The sequence below is a fragment of the Paraburkholderia sp. BL6665CI2N2 genome, assembly GCF_004366535.1.
Taxonomy (GTDB): domain Bacteria; phylum Pseudomonadota; class Gammaproteobacteria; order Burkholderiales; family Burkholderiaceae; genus Paraburkholderia.
The window spans coordinates 153,942-171,047 of the sequence record NZ_SORC01000003.1 but is presented as its reverse complement, the minus strand read 5'-3'; the positions used below and the strand labels follow the sequence as shown (position 1 = coordinate 171,047).

Genomic DNA, 17,106 nt, shown 5'->3' with positions numbered 1-17,106 from the left:
GGAGGGATCTGTTTAACGGCGAGCCGCAAAGAAACAGGGTGCGGACGCAAGGCCGATGGGTGCATCCTTTGGAGGGGAGCAGGAGAGAGAAAACGCAGGTGCGACGGCTCGTTTCACTGAGTCTGGAAGCGATATGCTCGCGGAACGTCAGGCGCAAACGATGACGCGCCGACCGCAGGGCACGTATGGGTTGCCTATTTAGGGCTGCCGTACCCGATAACCTCGCTGGAGGCTCAGTCATTTTCGCGCTCACCGACCATTCGGTGCGCTGGCTTGACTTCCCCGGGCCTCCACTGCGCGCGCGGATCGTCGCGAACCGTTGCTCGAGCGTGCCCGAGGACCGCCGTCGCCAAGCCAGCAGAACGGCGGGATTCAGGTTCGCCTAAGGGCGGCTGGAACGCGGAACGAGGGCGATCGTATCGTCCACAGGCTCGAAAGCTAACGGACTGCCGGAGACGCCCCGCAGGCAGAAGCTAATGATCGCAGTTGCATGAGTGGTCATCTCCTGACCATCGTTGGGCGGGTTATTGGTCAGCGGTACCACCAGGCCCTCAAACAGACAGCCGACGATGCAGTCCGCTGACGATCCCGCGCTTTGGAGGGGGAATTCTCCGGCCGATATTCCCTGTTCGATGATGGTCTTGAAGACCCGTGACAATGCACGGTGATAGATCAGACGGGCTGCTTCGACATCCGGTTCGACCGGCTCGGCTACCAATGCGTAGGCGAGGCGTCGACCACGCAAAGCTCTAGAGGCGAACGTCCACGCTGCAGCGCCAAGTCGTTCACGCGCGGTGCCGTCACGCATCGCAATTCCAGCCACAACGTCCACCTCCCGTTGCGCGGTTGTTTTCACGATCTCGACCATCAACTCGGTCTTCGAAGGAAAGTAGCGATACAGAGTCCCAATTGCTATCCCTGCCGCGTCGGCGATGGACGACATCTGAGCTTCGCGGAACCCAGCTTCGGCAACAAGCCCTCGCGCCGCTTTGAGGATCAACGGATATTTGTCTGCTCCGCGACGACGGATGCGCACGCGCGGCACGCCAGCTAAGTGTTGCATTCCAGTTCCGCAGTTTTTCTCTATCTCGGGCTTTCCGGCGTTGGACCGCGACAAAGCGGCACGACCCTATGACGGGCGGGAGTCGCCTGCGCATTATGTCATGACGGGTCGCCCGATCCCGAAAACGACTTCGGCTTTGCGGGAGTCTTCGCTCGGTGTTAATACTGATGCCGGTTCAATTGACAGTTTCCCCACCGACACATATCGTTAACTGTAATTGTGATTCGCTTAATAGCAAACACCGCTATCACGAATGTCGGGGCAAACGTCAGGAGATAGAGATGGATCTAAGCGCGTCGCACACGGACACAGCAAAACGAATACATGAACTGCGTGGCACCTACGGCGATGGGAACGCGAGCCTTGCCTGGTTACTGTGCGACCGACACGATCCTGAAAGTGTCGCGTATGAGATTGTCGACGCAAACCTCACGGTGGAACGATTGACGTACAACGATCTGAAACGGGAGTCGCAAGCGTTCGCTGCGGGACTCGCATCGCTTGGCGTGAGCCCCGGGGATCGTGTCGCAACACTTGCCGGGAAAAGCAGGGAATACCTTATCGCTTTGATGGGTATCTGGAGAATCGGCGCAGTACATGTTCCGCTCTTCACCGCGTTTGCCACCCCTGCCATCGCTCTGCGGTTGTCGGGCAGCAACACGAAGGTAGTTATTTGCGACGCAACGCAGCTATCCAAACTGCTGCCAGATGAGAACGTTCCGGAAACCCCGGCCTATCGGGTGATTGTAATTGGCGGTTCAGACGGGGATATAACGAACGGACTCTTCTGCAGCTTCCAGTCAGTAGTCGAGGCTGACAGTCCGCAGGTAACGCCGGCTGCGCTCGGCGGAGATGCTCCGTTCATTCATATCTATACATCAGGCACGACCGGTCGCCCAAAGGGCGTGGTCGTTCCAACCCGCGCGCTTGCATCGTTTCACGCCTATGTCGAGTTCGGCATAGGCCTGCGGCACGACGATGTCTATTGGTGCGCCGCCGACCCGGGTTGGGCATACGGGCTCTATTTTGGCATTCTGGGTTCGCTTTGCACCGGCGTCCAGAGCGTTCTTCTTAAGGCTGGTTTTGATGCGCAGACCACCTATCGAGTCCTTACCGAGCGGAATGTCACCAACTTCGCTGCAGCGCCGACGGTCTACCGGTCTCTGCTCTGTTCCGAACATCAACCGCCCGCTGGCCTGAAATTGCGGTGCGCCTCCAGCGCAGGAGAACCGCTCACTCCGGACGTGAACGGATGGGCAGTGGGTGCACTTGGTGTGCAGGTCTTCGATCATTACGGGCAGACGGAGGCAGGCATGCTCATCAATAACCATCATGACGAACGCCTGGCTGGCCCGGTCAAGGAGGGGTCCATGGGCATTCCACTTCCAGGGTGGAAGGCGGTTGTGCTTGACCGGGATGAAGACACCGAGATTGCAACTGGTGAGGTCGGCCGCGTTGCCTTCGTCGTGGAGGATAGTCCCCTGGCATGGTTTCGAGGTTATGAAAAAGACCCTTCGAAGAGCGCCGAGAAGTTCACCGGCGATGGCAAATGGTACCTGTCGGGCGACCTGGGCCGTGCAGACGAGGACGGCTACTTTTTCTTCTCCTCGCGCGAGGACGACGTCATCATCATGGCGGGATATCGGATTGGTCCGTTTGAAGTGGAGTCCGTCATTGCGGCGCATCCGGCCGTTGGAGAGTGCGCCGTGATCGCGGTACCTGACAAGGTTCGGGGAGAAGTCCTCGAGGTTTATGTCGTCCTGCGCCATTCGTACACGCCGGCGCCTGTCATTGAGGCGGAAATCCAGCAATGGGTAAAGACGCACTATGCAGCTCACGCCTATCCTCGCCGCGTTCATTTTGTAGAGCAACTCCCAAAAACACCGAGCGGGAAGGTCCAGCGATTTGTATTGCGCGAGGCACGCAAGAAGGAGATCGCAGACGCTCGGTCCGGTACGACGCTGGTCTGACAATCCCAACACGGTATATAGCGACGATGAATGCAGCGCCCTCGTTTAATGCAGCCGACGCAATCGCGCGACGTCGCTCCGTTAGGAGATTCCTCGACACGAGTGTTGCTGACGCGGACGTGGAAGCCATCCTTAACCTGGCCGCCAGGGCACCATCCGGCACCAATATCCAGCCGTGGCATGTGCATGTAGTGACAGGTAACGCGAAGACCCGACTCTCCAATGCTGTGACTGCCGCAGCTCGGGAAGGCAAGCGTTGTGATGAGTATGCGTACATGCCCGAAACATTGAAGGACATCCACCTTGCACGTCGGCGCAAGGTGGGCCTCGATCTCTACGGACTTTACGGCATCGACCAAGGCGATCGTGCAGCCAGGAAAGAAGCGATGCTTAGGAATTTCGCCTTTTTCGGTGCGCCAGTCGGTCTGTTTTTCACGATGGATCGATACCTTCTTGCCGGCTCCTGGCTTGATAGCGGTATGTTCATGCAAAACGTCATGATTGCGGCGCAATCCATCGGACTCGCTTCATGCCCACAGCAGGCATGGTGCGAGTACGGCAGCATTGTCCACAGGGTCCTCGGTATCCCAGAGGAGCAGATCCTGCTTTCGGGCATGGCCCTCGGCTACGAGGACTGTTCGGCCAATGAAAACAGACTGCGAACGGAACGCGTTCCTGCCGCCGAATTCACGACATACCACAGGAACTGACACATGGCCTGCGGGCGCATTGACTCAGGATTTCTGCTACCAAGCTGCGGCTGTTGCCGCATGTAATTGCTACCCGCCAGCACCTTGGCGCACGAAGGCGCTCGTGTGATCGTAGACGTCGCTCCCGGTCATCTATGGACGACCTGGTCGGGCAGCAGGATTTTGCCGGCGATCTCAGTGCGGCCGCTTCAGCAGAAGAGCTAGCGCGACGCTATCCGGACGTGGAAATTCTGGTCAACAACCTGGGCATCTCCGAGCCCAAGCCGTTTGAAGAGATCCCCGACGCGGCCCGGCATCGGTTCTTCGACGTCAATGTCTTGAGTGGGGTACGCCTAGCCCGCCTGTTTTTGCGTGCGATGAGGCAGGCAAACTGGGGGCGCATCATTTTCATTTCGAGCGAAAGCGCGGTGCAGATTCCAGCTGAAGTGATCCACTACGGGATGACGAAACCCGCGCCGCTGGTGGTCTCGGGCGGGCTCACTGAAGCCGTTGCCGGCACGAGCATTACAGTCAATAGCGTGCTGCCGGGTCCAACGAAATCGCGGGGAGTGGGTGAATTCGTGGAGACCCTTGCAAAGGCAAACGGCAAATCGTTTGAAGCGCTAAAAAAAAGGGGTTCTTCAAGAAGATCCGCCCCACATCGCTCATCAAGCGATTTGGTTCGCCTCCGCAAATCGCGCCGCTCGTGGCCTATATCGTCAGCCCGCTTTTGCCGGCCACGACGGGAGCTGCGTTGCGGGCCGACGGGGGCGCTATAAAAAGCGCCATCTAGACCCACGCCGGCATTGGCCCGGCTTCTCCACATGTTTCCTCGATCAATGTTCCGACGCGACCCGCCCGGCTGAACTGCTCCTTTCGTGTGCCACGTGACGATCGGGCATGGGTCGGGCAAGAGGCATTGAGGCGGATCGTTGAAACGCAACACCCCGGGAATTTCAAAAGCAACAGCCCCTTGACACATCCTTGCTGGACGAGCCTTTGAACGGCAACACACCGCGAGGTGCCTACTTGAACTCGACGTTCGCGTTCCGACGTGTCACGCCATCGCGCTCGCGGTTATCGACCTCATCTCGTTTGAGCCACCCCAGCAATATCTGGCTCGTGCAGCCGATCTTGGGGGCGATGGATTCGATCGCTGCCCACTGTGACGGATACTCGCCCCGATGCTCTTCCACCATGCGCCCTGCACTTTCCCGGACTTCAGCAGAAAATTTGTTCGACTTGTTATGGCCCCATTTTCTCAAGAGTTGGAGCCTCCACCAAATCCGGGGCAGTTCAATCGTATGAGAATTTGACCCTTGAGTCGAAAACTTATTTTGACGCATTGACTTCGGTGCAAGCGCGGCATAAAAATAGGCCAAAGAGTCAAAAATTAGTCCTTCGAGGAGAAAATCGATTAACCCTGTTCCGCATCGAGAGGCTGGAGCGCCGCCCTCACGTGCTATACCAACGAGGGTTGGCGCGCAGGTATGGACGACGTCGGTGGCCGCTACCGCGATCTTCGGACTTATTGTTCCTGATCGTTCAACTTCCTCGACGCTTCTGCAACCAATTCGGTATGCGTTCGAACTTATTGGACACGGGAGTAGCGATTCTGGATTTTGCGATTGGACCGATGTTGCTGCTCTTCGGGATTTCTGCCGGAAATCTCACTGAGCGGTTCAGCCGACGCGTCGTTCTCGGTGTGCGTGCAACGCAGTTTGCCGCAATCGGTTAGCGAGGACTAGATTGGGGCGATAGAGCAATTTACGCCGCCTCTGTCCTGAGAATAGCGCCAAGACGCCGTTGTAGGGCCTCGTCCGCTCGAAACCTCATTAAGAAAAGACTTGCATGAGAGGGAGGCGGGGCGCTGTCGGTGAAGTAGTCACACGTACCACAGACAGGTTCTGCTTTCTGCAATTGAAGTTAGCAAAAGACATATTGTTACAGCGCTGAGTTGGAACCTAGTATCGCCTAAAGGCTAGGGATCGCTTGCTACTGTAGTAGCAACTGGGTTGATTACTAAAACTTAGAGACGGGTTCATCAAGCTGCTCAGGACGTAGCAGAGCGTTCCAGTTGAACGAACAGAAGCGGAGGTCGAAGAACGGTGCACGGATGTCGGCGCGACGTTCGGACGGGTGGAGACAGTGGAAGTAATGCAACCAGGCATAAATGCGCTCTCCGGTCCAGCGGGAATTTCCCGGACCGCCTGCGGCGACGTTGTGAGCAGCAACTCATGCAGCCGGACCGGCGCGACTGTAGCCACCCGCCGGTCTTGCAGACGTCGTCAGCAGGCTGTATCGGAACCGCATCCCATGTCGATGGCCAGGTCGCCCCAACGGAATTGTGTCTTGAAGACAAACAGCACTCCGGTAGGCGCTGCAAGATTGGTTGCCGTAAGCGGTCGCTGGTTCTACTCGCACCGAAGTCAGGTAGCGATAACAGCGGTTCGATCAAAGCACTTGTTTCGTCGCGGAGGTCCGACTTTCCTCTTGCCTATTGTTTTAGACTCCGCTGCTCAGCTGTCAAAAGGTAGTGGCTCGACGCAAAAGAAAACCAACTATCAGGCATTTGAAAATGTTATTAGTAGTGCGAGGTATCTAATTTTGGTCTATCGGTGCGGGGGCAAGTCGCTACAAATATTAACGTGAAGTCGACGATGACCGCGTGCGATTTCGAAGTTGCGCTCGACGCTACGGAGCAACCGTGCGAAGAGAAGTTTTGTGAACTGAAATGACGTTAAGCATAGATGTTGCCAATGACCTGAGTTGATAGGCCGACCGAGACACGTTGTGATCTCGAGCAGCAAGGAGACGGGCGAGTAAAGCACGAATCGAAAGGAGAATTGTGATGAAGAAGTGCAGAGTTAAAGTTGTGTCCGCTATCGCAGCCGCTGTATTGCTCGCGGTCGGGACTGCTGTCGCAGCGGAAGATCTCACGCCCGAGGGCGCTGAACGCGCAGCGAGCACGGACGGTGCCGTGCCGGCCTATGCAGGAAAGCAGTCGCCGGCACCCGGCTGGGAGTGGGGGAAAGTCCGCGGGGATTTCTGGAAGCACAAGGATGAGAAGCCGCTTTATTCGATTGACGCGTCGAATGTCGACAAGTACGCCAATATGCTTTCGACAGGTCAGATCCAGCTGATCAAGCAGAAGAAGGGCTATCGGATGGACGTCTATCCGTCACACCGCGAATGCCAGTTACCGGAGGTCGCAGCCGAAAATTCCAAGGCAAATCTCACGACGGCAAAACTCGCTGCGGATGGCGAGACGATTCAGACAGCAACCTTTCCCGGCGTCGCGTTTCCGCAGCCGAAGAACGGCGCCGAGGCGATCTTGAACTTTACGTCGCGGTATCGGGGCGAGGGCATGGAATGGCCGATGGATTACACGGCTACTTCTCCGCGCCCGGGCGGCAGCGAATGGATCGAGGAAACCGGTCCTCAAACCATGTATTTCCCGTCAGGAAAGCTTGGCAAGACGACGCCGCAGGAAGTCGATCAGCTGAATACGGGGCAGTACGGTGTGGTTGTTACGCCGGCGGCATTGGCGGGCGAGGCGTTGGTTCAGCGCCAGTATTTCGACAAGGATGCAGAATCATATTACTACTTCACCGGACAGCGTCGCGTGAGGCGGATGCCGGCCTATACGCACGATGCGCCGATTATCGGTTTCGAAAATCAGTATCTGATGGATGAATTCAACATGTTCCAGGGTTCGATCGACCGGTTTAACTGGAAGCTCGTCGGGAAGCGGGAGATGATTGTCCCCTACAACGACTTCGGAATGTACAGATTCAACGACAAGCCGCGCGACGTCGCTACGCTGGACGGTATCGCGGCCGATCATCGGCGCTACGAAGCGCATCGCGTCTGGGTCGTCGAAGCGACGCTCAAGCCGAGCGCCCGCCACGTCGATTCGAAAAAAGTCTTCTATCTGGACGAGGACAGCTGGTTGGCGCTCGTCGGTGAGGACTACGACGCGCAAGGCAAGCTGTGGAAGGTACGTGAAAGCTACCCGATCCCTGTGTGGGAATTGGGTGGCGCCTGCGATAACCAACCGATGGTGCAATACGACTTGATCGATGGGCGTTACGTATTCGATTCATCCACCACGGGTCAAGGTAAAGACCTTCACTGGTATCAGCAGATCAACGATCCACGTTTCAAGGCGAGCTTCTACACCGCGGAATCGCTGCGGTCAGTCAGCGAGCGCTGAAAGTCGTTGCGTTAATTAAAAAAGTGAGTCGACGCGCCCGATACGCGCGTCGGCGCGCACGGCGGATGAGGAGGGGAGGCAATGATGAAGCGGAGTTTCAAACTGAGCACAATGTCGCTTGCTGTCGTTGCAGCGGCAACGTCAAATGCGTACGGCTACGATTTCACGACAGGAGTTAGCGATCTGACCGGATCGTGGGTGAGTAACGTCACGGCAGGCATGGGGATCCGAACGAAAAACCCGGCCTGTTTTCTCACAGGTGACCCGAACGCCTTCGATTGCGGCGCGGGGGCGAACATCAATCAATGGGCCGGCAATGACGGCGATCTGAATTACCGCAAGGGGCAGCCGTACAGCGCGTCCTTGAGCCTAACTAGCGAACTGCTGCTGAAGATGCCGAGCCAAGGGCTGAAGTTCATGATCCGCGGCACGGGGATGTATGACTTTGCAGCTGGACATACCGACCGAACGGCTTTGAGCAGCACCGCTGCGGCACAGGTCGTCTACAACGCTGAACTGCTCGACCTGTGGGGTGAAAAAGACTTCACTATAGACGGGCGCGGCGCTCACGTACGACTGGGTAACCAGGTGATCAATTGGGGTGAAAGCATATATGCATCAGGTGGTATCAACGCCACCAACTCACTTGACATCCAGAAGTTGTTGGTTCCCGGCACTCAACTAAAGCAGGCGCTGCTGCCCGCGCCGATGGTGAGTTTTGCTGCGGATCTCTCACATGGGCTCAGCACAGAAGCCTACTACCAGTTTCAATGGAACGGAAACCGTTACCCCCCTGTGGGGTCGTTCTGGGCGACCTCGAACAGTTTTGGCCGTGGCGCGGGCCCGGCGACGGCCAACACGAACAATTACAACGTAGGCGGGCCCAGTGCGGGCACGATTGCGAGTACGATCGGCGGCCCGAGTGCAGCGGGCAATCAGGATACAGTCAATTCGATCAACGGTGGTCTTGTTAATGGTGTGTATGCCGGGGCACCGTTTTTCTCTCAAGGCTATCCTACTGATTGGCAGGCGCCATCGAAGTACAAGCCGCAATTCGGCTTCAAATTCAACTTCGCGCCAAGTTCGTTCGGCGCGAACTTTGCGTTCTATTACCTGAACTATACCGATAAGTCGCCCGTAGTGTCGTCGTCTGCGGATGGGACTACGCACTACTCGTATCTCGATAACCGCCAGCTTTTCGGTCTGAGTTCGAACTTCGGGATTGGCGACTGGGCGATTGGTACAGAAGCGTCGTATCGGCCGCGTGACGCCGTCTCACTGTCGGCCTGTTATGGCGCTGGTGGACCACTCGATCTGAACACCAACGGCGTGTCGGGCATCAATTGCCAGCAGTGGATCGACAAGAAGAAATTCCAGTTCGACGTCAACGGCATCCTCTCACTATCGCGTAGCGACTACCCGTTCCTCAAGCTGTTCGGAGCTGATGCGGCCGCGCTGACGTGGGAACTGACTTGGATCTATTACCCGGGAGTGACCGGAAGCAGCTTTACGCGGACGATGAACGGCCAAACCGTCATGCAGGTTCCGTCGGCGGCCTATTGGCCGTGGCTGAATAATGGCTCAAGCCTGGGGTACCCGATCGGAATGGCGCAGGGCACATCCAGTTCAGTGGGCGCGACGATCGATTTCAACTGGACCTACGACGGGACGTTGATCCCCGGCTGGCAGGTGACGCCGGGTGTGACTTTCACGGACGGCCTTTATGGGTACACGCCTTCGTGGAGCGCAAACTATTCGCAGGGCGCCAAATCTGTGAACCTTTACGTCCTATTTAATCAGAATCCCACGGTGTGGCAGGCGGGCGTTAATTTCACCGCGTTCTTCGGTGGCCACAACAACGTTGGTCAACCATACACAGACCGAAATTTCGTCGGGATATTCGCCACTCGGAACTTTTGACCGATGGACTGGTGAAGGACGGCGAACCGCGTACGTTGTACGCCGTTGTGTTACTTAAGGGGTAATGTCGTGTTAAATCGTCTAGTCAGCGGGTTGGAAAGATATTTTTTCGGCCATCGTGCGGTCGTGCTCGGCGTGGTCGCGGTCTTTACCGTGGTGATGGCGGTGTTTGCGGTGCAGTTGCGAATGGACGCTGGCTTCGAGAAGCAGATGCCAATCGGCCACGAATATATCCGGACGTTTCAGAAGTACCGGGCGGACTTGTTTGGTGCAAACCGAATTACCGTCGTCGTACGAGCACGGAAGGGAACGATCTGGACAAAGGACGGGTTGACGCGTCTCTACAACGTGACGCGGGCTGTCACCTACTTGCCGAACGTTGATCGCAGTGGTGTCAGGTCGCTCTGGACGCCGAACTCGTACGTCAACGAGGTGACGGATGAGGGCTTTCGTGCTGAGCCGATCATTTCGGGAACCATCACGCCGGATCAACTGACACCTGACAATATCGCCAATATTCGCAGAGCAACCGCCGGAGGTGGCTATGTGGGGACGCTGGTCTCGCATGACGAAGACAGTGCGATGATCACAGCCGAATTGAACGAGCGAGACGCGTCAGGCAAGATGCTCGACTATATAGCGTTCAATCATCTGCTCGATTCCAGCGTACGCAAGCCCTTCGAGGACGCTGGGTATGAAATCCAGATTATTGGTTTCGCGAAGCAGATCGGCGACATTGCCGACGGGGCAAAAGCCGTGCTCAGCTTTTGCGCAATTGCACTGCTACTGACCGCCCTTGCAGTGTACTGGTACTGCCATTCTGTTCGTTTCACGATGTTGCTGATCTGCTGCTCGCTGACCTCCCTTGTCTGGCAGTTTGGAACGTTAAAGCTGTTGGGTTTCGGACTGGATCCGCTAGGGGTGCTCGTGCCGTTTTTGGTATTTGCGATCGGAGTGTCGCACGGAGTGCAGCAGGTCAACTCAATCGTGCGGGAGATTGCGCATGGCAATAGTTCATTCGCTGCTGCACGCCACAGTTTCAGTGGCTTGCTGATTCCGGGTGTGCTCGCACTCATCACGGCGTTCGTTTCATTCATCACGCTGCTGTCGATCCCAATTCCGATGGTACGCGAACTTTCGATCACCGCGTCGCTCGGTGTTGCGTACAAGATCGTGACGAACCTGATTCTCTTGCCTGTTGCGGCGTCGTGCTTCAACTTTAGTAAGCTCTACGCCGATAAAGCGCTGAAGCGCAGTCAGCAGCGCGCCAGGCCGTTGCGCTTGCTCGCACGGGTGGCGGAGCCGAAGTATGCGATGCTGACGCTTGCAGTGACGGCGATGGTGCTAGGTTTGGCGGTGTGGCAAAGCCGGGATCGCGTAATCGGCACACTGCAGCCTGGCGCCCCGGAGCTTCGCGCGGACGCACGCTTCAACCTCGATGCCACGTCAATCACAAACAACTATGACATGGGTCTCGATTGGCTTACAGTCGTGGTGGAATCGGATAGCGGAGCGTGCAACAATCCCGCAGTCGGATTATATGAAGACGATTTCTCCACGGCAATGCGGACTGAACCGGGAGTGGTGTCGGTGAAGTCCTATACCACGTTGCTGCGAGCGTACAACCAAGGATACAACGAAGACTATCCAAAAATGAACGTCGTACCGATTGACCCGGAGAACTACGGGGCTATTTCGGTTGACGTGAATCGTGTGAAGGGCTTCATGAAGGTCGACTGCAGTATGACCGCAGTCCATCTGTTTCTGAAAGATCACAAGGCCACGACGATCAACCGGGTGCTTGATGATGTGAAGGCATACCGCCTATCGCATCCGTTCCCGGGCATCACGGTTCGCCTTGCCGCCGGCAATGCGGGCGTTATCGCGGCGACCAACGACGAAGTGGCGAAGAGCGAGTTGCCAATGATGCTCTACGTCTATGCCGCGATTCTGATCTTGGTTTTCCTTGCGTACCGCGATTGGCGCGCAATGCTGGCCTGTTGCGTGCCCTTGTCGGTCGCGACCTTCATCGGCTACTGGTTCATGAAGGAATTGAAGATCGGGCTCACGGTAGCGACGCTGCCGGTAATGGTTTTGGCGGTGGGTATCGGCGTCGACTACGCGTTCTATATCTACAACCGCCTTCAACTTCACCTTGCGAGCGGTCAACACATTGTGAAAGCGGTGCAGCACGCGATCCTGGAAGTCGGCGTTGCTACGATCTTCACGGCGATCACTCTGGCGATCGGCGTGGCAACGTGGAGCTTCTCGGCGCTCAAGTTTCAAGCGGACATGGGCAAGCTGCTGGCCTTCATGTTCATCGTCAACCTGGTGATGGCGATGACGGCGTTGCCAGCATTGGCGTCGGCGCTCGAACGGTGGTTCCCGCGCAGCAAGCCGGCGCGTGCGCCCGGCCTCTTCAGCCATTAGGTTTTGACGACCACGACTAAAGGAAGACAGTCATGATCAAGCTACTTGTTGTGTGCGCCGCGCTGTGCAATGCCGCAGTCGCATTCGCAGCGTCGCCGGGCGCGGTCGCAATCTGGAGTGCGAACTCGGCTCATGCATGGGCAGACCCAACGCACATGATGATGATGGATGCCACTCGGGCCGGCAAGCGAATCGTCGCAGTGGGCGAGCAAGGCCTCGTTGTGCTGTCGGACGACGATGGAAAGAGCTGGCGACAGGCACGTCAGGTGCCGTTGTCGGCGACGCTCTCCGCCGTCACCTTCGTGGATGCGCAGCATGGTTGGGCGGTGGGCCAGTGGGGCGCGATACTCGCGACGAGCGACGGCGGTGAGACATGGAAGAAGCAGCGCATGGACGTTTCGGTGGACCAGCCGCTGTTCTCGGTGTACTTCAGAAGTGAAAAGGACGGGTTGGCCGTGGGCCTTTGGTCGCTGATGCTCGCAACGCACGATGGAGGAGCGACGTGGAGCAAGGTGGCCGTGCCGAAGCCGCCGGGCGGCGCGCATGGGGATCGCAATCTGTATCACGTCTTTGCGGATCGCCAAGGTGCACTGTATATCGACTCGGAGCAAGGCATGGTGCTCAAGTCGACGGATGGCGGTATGAACTGGAGCTATCTGGCCACGGGCGGCAAGGGCACCCTGTGGAGCGGGGTGGCGATGCCGGACGGACGCATCGTCGTCGGCGGACTGCTCGGCAGCCTGTTCGAAAGCAGCGATGGCGGGGCGACCTGGTCGTCGGTAGCCACGGGTACAAAGAATTCAATCACAGATCTCGTTGTAACCGCTGACGGTCTGATGGGCGTCGGGCTTGACGGGATGCTGATGTTGCGGAAATCCGGCGCGACGACATTCGAGGTTTCTCAGCGCCCGGATCGCGCGACGCTGACCGCGGCCCTCTTGGGCGCGGGCGGAAATCCGATTCTGTTTTCACACGAAGGCGTGCTGCGGACGCCCTAAGCAAGCGATTCGTCATTCTGGTTGGATAACTTGACGTATACGCCGGTGGCGCAGCGAGCGTGGCTGACTGATTCGTGTGCCGTCCGATTTTCTAAGGATAAGCGGTCCCACACAGCGTCATTCGCCGCTAGGTAGTCAAACCCTCGCATGAATGGAATGAAACATTTAGTATAGTAGGATTGCTAACTATATAGCTCGAACGATTTTAGATGTGGTACTGTCAAGTCGGGACGAATTGTGCATGCTGAGCGTTGTCTGGACCACGTCCAACGGCTGCACGATGCGCTTCGTGTTTGCTTTTTTGTTGTCTGTGGTTTGTGCATTTCACGGTACTTCCGTTCTTTCCATCTACTTAGAGGAGTTCAACCATGTGGACCAAGCCCGCATTTACCGATCTGCGTCTCGGCTTTGAAGTCACGATGTACATTTCGAACCGTTGATCCGTAGCATCGAAGGTTGCGAGAGCCCCGCTATGCCGGGGCTTTCCTCTGATTCACGCCGTGCGCAGTTTCTGGGCAAGCATGCATATTCAAATTCTCGGCTCCGCGGCAGGCGGCGGCTTTCCTCAATGGAACTGCAATTGCGTGAATTGCGCGGGCTTTCGTGAAGGCCGCATACGCGCCTCTGCGCGTACCCAGTCGTCGATCGCTATTTCGGACGAAGGCGTGGCATGGGTACTGTGCAACGCCTCGCCAGACATCCGAGCACAGCTGTCAGGCTTCGCGCCGATGCAGCCAGGCCGCGCGCCGCGCGATACAGGCATCGGCGCTATCGTGCTGATGGACAGCCAGATCGATCATACGACCGGCCTGCTAAGCCTGCGTGAAGGCTGCCCACACGAGGTCTGGTGCACCAACACGGTTCACGAGGATCTGAGCACTGGTTTTCCGCTCTTTCCAATGCTCTCACACTGGAACGGCGGCCTGCGCTGGAACCCGATCGTCTCGGGCACAGCATTCGTCATTCCCGTATGCCCCAACCTGCGCTTCATGCCGTTTGCGCTGCGCAGTGCGGCCCCGCCGTTTTCGCCGCATCGCAACGACCCGCATCCGGGCGACAACATCGGCCTCGTGATCGAGGACTTGCGCACAGGCGGCAAGCTGTTCTATGCGCCCGGACTTGGCGAGGTGGACGACGCCCTGCTCGGCCGCATGCGTGGTACCGATTGCCTGCTGATCGATGGCACGCTCTGGACCGACGACGAAATGCGGGGCTGCGGCGTAGGCGCACGCACGGGCCGCGAAATGGGACATCTCGCGCAAATCGGCGCCGGTGGCATGCTCGAGGTGCTCGATCAGTTTCCACACGTGCGCAAGATTCTCACGCACATCAACAACACGAATCCGATTCTTGACGAGGACTCGTCCGAGCGCGCGGAACTCGTACGACGCAACGTGGAAGTCGCTTTCGACGGCATGAGCATCGTGCTATAGATATTTGCTGCAAACGCGTGCGGCGTATTACCAGGCTGCCGCAATTCTGTCGCAAAGCCACAAGAGAGATTCATGACAAAACCCGCCCTCACAACCGAACAGTTCGAACTGGCCCTGCGCGCGAAAGGCACGTACTATCACATTCACCATCCTTATCACGTGGCGATGTACGAAGGTCGCGCGACCCGGGAGCAAATCCAAGGGTGGGTGGCTAACCGCTTCTACTATCAGGTCAATATTCCTGCGAAAGACGCGGCGATTCTCGCCAATTGTCCCGATCGCGAAGTGCGCCGGTTGTGGATCCAGCGTCTCCTCGACCACGATGGCGTACCCGGCCAAGATGGCGGTATCGACGCATGGCTCCATCTGGGGAAGGCCGTCGGGCTCGATCCCGACCAGTTGCGCGCGCAGGAGCTGGTGTTGCCCGGCGTGCGCTTCGCGGTGGACGCCTATGTCAACTTCGCACGGCGTGCGAACTGGCAGGAAGCGGCCAGCAGTTCGCTCACGGAACTGTTTGCACCGCAGATTCACCAGTCGCGCCTCGACACCTGGCCCCAGCACTACCCGTGGATTGATCCACGCGGCTACGAATATTTCCGCTCGCGACTGAACCAGGCGCGGCGCGACGTCGACCACGGCCTGCAAATCACGCTGCAGCATTGCACGACCTATGAAAGCCAGCAGCGCATGCTCGAAATCCTTCAGTTCAAACTCGACATTCTCTGGACCATGCTCGACGCGATGTCGATGGCATACGAACTCGGCCGCCCACCTTATCATACGGTGACAGACAAACGTGCCTGGCACAAAGGAATTGCACTGTGACCTTTCACCGCAAATTAACGCCAGCTTGGCGGCGGGGCTACCGCTTTCAGTTTGAAATCGCCCAAAATGCCTACGTGGTGCTCTATCCCGAGGGCATGATCAAGCTGAATGAAAGCGCAGGCGCGATTGGTGGGCTAATCGACGGAGCGCTCAGCATAGCCGCCATCATCGACTGTCTGAGCATGCAGTATCCCGGCGCGCTGGAGCTTGGCGAGGATGTTGAACAGTTCATGTTGGTCGCGCGCGACAAGCACTGGATCGATCTTGTCTGACGAAGACACCACGCGCGCCGACTTGCATGCATCCACAGGGGCGGCCGATAAAACCAAGGTCGGGCTGCCGCTCTGGCTCCTTGCAGAACTCACGTACCGCTGCCCGCTTCAGTGTCCGTACTGCTCAAATCCCATCGACTTTGCGCGACAAGGCGAGGAACTTACCACAGAGCAATGGATTCGCGTGATGACCGAGGCGCGTGCGATGGGGGCGGCGCAGATCGGCTTTTCGGGGGGCGAGCCACTGGTGCGCAGCGATATCGCGCAATTGATCGGTGAGGCGCGCAGGCTCGGCTACTACACGAACCTGATTACGTCAGGCATCGGCCTGACCGAGCAGAAGGTCGCCGATCTCCAGCACGCCGGACTTGATCACATACAGATCAGCTTCCAGGCGAGCGACGAAGATATGAATAACATGCTCGCGGGTTCGGGCAAAGCGTACGCTCATAAGCTCGCGATGGCACGGGCAGTGAAGGCGCACGGTTATCCGATGGTGCTGAACTTCGTCATGCACCGCTACAACATCGATGACGTGGGCCGCATTATCGAGATGTGCATCGAGCTCGAGGCGGATTTCGTCGAACTCGCCACCTGCCAGTTCTATGGTTGGGCCAAACTCAACAGTGCGCTACTGCTGCCCACACGCGCTCAGCTCGAAAAGGCTGAGCGCATCACCAACGAGTACCGAACCAAGATGGAGGCGATCGGCAGTCCGTGCAAGCTCATTTTCGTGGCGCCTGATTACTACGAGGAACGCCCTAAGCCATGCATGGCCGGCTGGGGCGCTATCTTTCTCCTCGTCACGCCCGACGGCACCGCATTGCCGTGCCACAGCGCTCGCCAGTTGCCGATCGAGTTTCCGAACGTGCGCGTTCACGATCTGCGCCACATTTGGTACGACTCGTTCGGCTTTAACCGCTTTCGCGGCGACAGGTGGATGCCTGAGCCATGCCGTTCCTGCGAGGAAAAGGAAAAGGACTTCGGCGGCTGTCGCTGCCAAGCCTTCATGCTGACTGGCGACGCAGCCAACGCTGACCCGGTATGCGGGAAGTCGCCTGAGCACCGTATCATAGTGCAAGCCCGCAACGAGTCCTCACAGCCTGTCCAACCAATAAACCGACTGATCTTCCGCAATGACCGAAACTCGCGAAAGCTCGACAAGTCCTGACTGCATGTCGGCCGAACAGGCGGTCGCGGCATGCAAAAATTTCGTGGAACTCGTGGCGGGGTTGAGCGGCGTGTTCTGGAGTACATACGATCCGAATGATGCCGCTTGCAGTGTTTGGC

At 57.6% G+C, this 17,106-nt stretch carries 12 protein-coding genes and 2 pseudogenes; 12 read left to right on the top strand and 2 right to left on the bottom strand.

The annotated features are described in order from the left end of the window. Nucleotides 1–382: 382 nt before the first annotated feature. The gene (locus B0G81_RS42210; RefSeq protein WP_120298546.1) at nucleotides 383–1,063 is read right to left on the bottom strand and encodes a TetR/AcrR family transcriptional regulator; all 681 of its coding nucleotides are present in this window, start codon (nucleotides 1,061–1,063) and stop codon (nucleotides 383–385) included. Nucleotides 1,064–1,344: 281 nt separating this feature from the next. On the opposite strand from B0G81_RS42210, the gene B0G81_RS42205 reads away from it, so the two are divergent. The 3 genes and pseudogenes from B0G81_RS42205 to B0G81_RS42195 form a co-directional block, all read left to right on the top strand. Then, nucleotides 1,345–3,033: an AMP-binding protein gene (locus B0G81_RS42205; protein ID WP_134143968.1), complete on the top strand. Its 1,689-nt coding sequence runs from the start codon at nucleotides 1,345–1,347 to the stop codon at nucleotides 3,031–3,033. A 26-nt stretch (nucleotides 3,034–3,059) separates the two neighbouring features. Beyond that, the gene (locus B0G81_RS42200; RefSeq protein ID WP_134143967.1) at nucleotides 3,060–3,743 is read left to right on the top strand and encodes a nitroreductase; all 684 of its coding nucleotides are present in this window, start codon (nucleotides 3,060–3,062) and stop codon (nucleotides 3,741–3,743) included. Nucleotides 3,744–3,818: 75 nt separating this feature from the next. Beyond that, nucleotides 3,819–4,515 (top strand): annotated as a pseudogene (locus B0G81_RS42195) (SDR family oxidoreductase); the annotation flags it as partial. Nucleotides 4,516–4,777: 262 nt separating this feature from the next. Here the strand turns inward: B0G81_RS42195 and B0G81_RS42190 are convergent. Next, nucleotides 4,778–4,921 (bottom strand): annotated as a pseudogene (locus B0G81_RS42190) (IS3 family transposase); the annotation flags it as partial. 1,652 nt (nucleotides 4,922–6,573) lie between these two features. On the opposite strand from B0G81_RS42190, the gene B0G81_RS42185 reads away from it, so the two are divergent. The 9 genes from B0G81_RS42185 to pqqE all read left to right on the top strand — a co-directional run bounded on the left by B0G81_RS42185 (nucleotide 6,574) and on the right by pqqE (nucleotide 16,987). Then, nucleotides 6,574–7,938, top strand: a complete 1,365-nt coding sequence (locus tag B0G81_RS42185) for a DUF1329 domain-containing protein (protein ID WP_120298549.1) — start codon at nucleotides 6,574–6,576, stop codon at nucleotides 7,936–7,938. Between the two features lie 84 nt (nucleotides 7,939–8,022). After that, a complete protein-coding gene (locus tag B0G81_RS42180; protein ID WP_120298660.1) occupies nucleotides 8,023–9,858 on the top strand; it encodes a DUF1302 family protein in 1,836 nt (611 codons plus the stop codon). Nucleotides 9,859–9,927: 69 nt separating this feature from the next. After that, nucleotides 9,928–12,288, top strand: a complete 2,361-nt coding sequence (locus tag B0G81_RS42175; protein WP_134143966.1) for an efflux RND transporter permease subunit — start codon at nucleotides 9,928–9,930, stop codon at nucleotides 12,286–12,288. A 32-nt stretch (nucleotides 12,289–12,320) separates the two neighbouring features. Continuing rightward, a complete protein-coding gene (locus B0G81_RS42170) occupies nucleotides 12,321–13,286 on the top strand; it encodes a YCF48-related protein (protein ID WP_120298551.1) in 966 nt (321 codons plus the stop codon). Between the two features lie 368 nt (nucleotides 13,287–13,654). Further along, the gene (pqqA, locus tag B0G81_RS42165; RefSeq protein ID WP_082194460.1) at nucleotides 13,655–13,726 is read left to right on the top strand and encodes a pyrroloquinoline quinone precursor peptide PqqA; all 72 of its coding nucleotides are present in this window, start codon (nucleotides 13,655–13,657) and stop codon (nucleotides 13,724–13,726) included. An 81-nt stretch (nucleotides 13,727–13,807) separates the two neighbouring features. Then, a complete protein-coding gene (gene pqqB / locus B0G81_RS42160) occupies nucleotides 13,808–14,719 on the top strand; it encodes a pyrroloquinoline quinone biosynthesis protein PqqB (protein WP_120298552.1) in 912 nt (303 codons plus the stop codon). A 72-nt stretch (nucleotides 14,720–14,791) separates the two neighbouring features. Then, nucleotides 14,792–15,544 (top strand): pyrroloquinoline-quinone synthase PqqC, encoded by a 753-nt coding sequence (gene pqqC / locus B0G81_RS42155; protein WP_134143965.1) that lies wholly within the window; start codon nucleotides 14,792–14,794, stop codon nucleotides 15,542–15,544. Continuing rightward, nucleotides 15,541–15,816, top strand: coding sequence for a pyrroloquinoline quinone biosynthesis peptide chaperone PqqD (gene pqqD / locus B0G81_RS42150; protein WP_120298554.1), 276 nt, complete (start codon nucleotides 15,541–15,543; stop codon nucleotides 15,814–15,816). The genes pqqC and pqqD overlap by 4 nt, the downstream gene beginning before the upstream one ends. 22 nt (nucleotides 15,817–15,838) lie before the next feature. After that, complete coding sequence (gene pqqE / locus B0G81_RS42145) at nucleotides 15,839–16,987, top strand: pyrroloquinoline quinone biosynthesis protein PqqE (RefSeq protein WP_243856947.1); 1,149 nt, start codon at nucleotides 15,839–15,841, stop codon at nucleotides 16,985–16,987. Nucleotides 16,988–17,106 lie beyond the last annotated feature (119 nt).

Excerpts from the sequence above, each read along its gene's own strand:
- B0G81_RS42210 (WP_120298546.1), bottom strand. The coding sequence starts at position 1,063 with ATGCAACACTTAGCTGGCGTGCCGCGCGTGCGCATCCGTCGTCGCGGA.
- B0G81_RS42205 (WP_134143968.1), top strand. The coding sequence starts at position 1,345 with ATGGATCTAAGCGCGTCGCACACGGACACAGCAAAACGAATACATGAA.
- B0G81_RS42200 (WP_134143967.1), top strand. The coding sequence starts at position 3,060 with ATGAATGCAGCGCCCTCGTTTAATGCAGCCGACGCAATCGCGCGACGT.
- B0G81_RS42185 (WP_120298549.1), top strand. The coding sequence starts at position 6,574 with ATGAAGAAGTGCAGAGTTAAAGTTGTGTCCGCTATCGCAGCCGCTGTA.
- B0G81_RS42180 (WP_120298660.1), top strand. The coding sequence starts at position 8,023 with ATGAAGCGGAGTTTCAAACTGAGCACAATGTCGCTTGCTGTCGTTGCA.
- B0G81_RS42170 (WP_120298551.1), top strand. The coding sequence starts at position 12,321 with ATGATCAAGCTACTTGTTGTGTGCGCCGCGCTGTGCAATGCCGCAGTC.
- pqqB (WP_120298552.1), top strand. The coding sequence starts at position 13,808 with ATGCATATTCAAATTCTCGGCTCCGCGGCAGGCGGCGGCTTTCCTCAA.
- pqqC (WP_134143965.1), top strand. The coding sequence starts at position 14,792 with ATGACAAAACCCGCCCTCACAACCGAACAGTTCGAACTGGCCCTGCGC.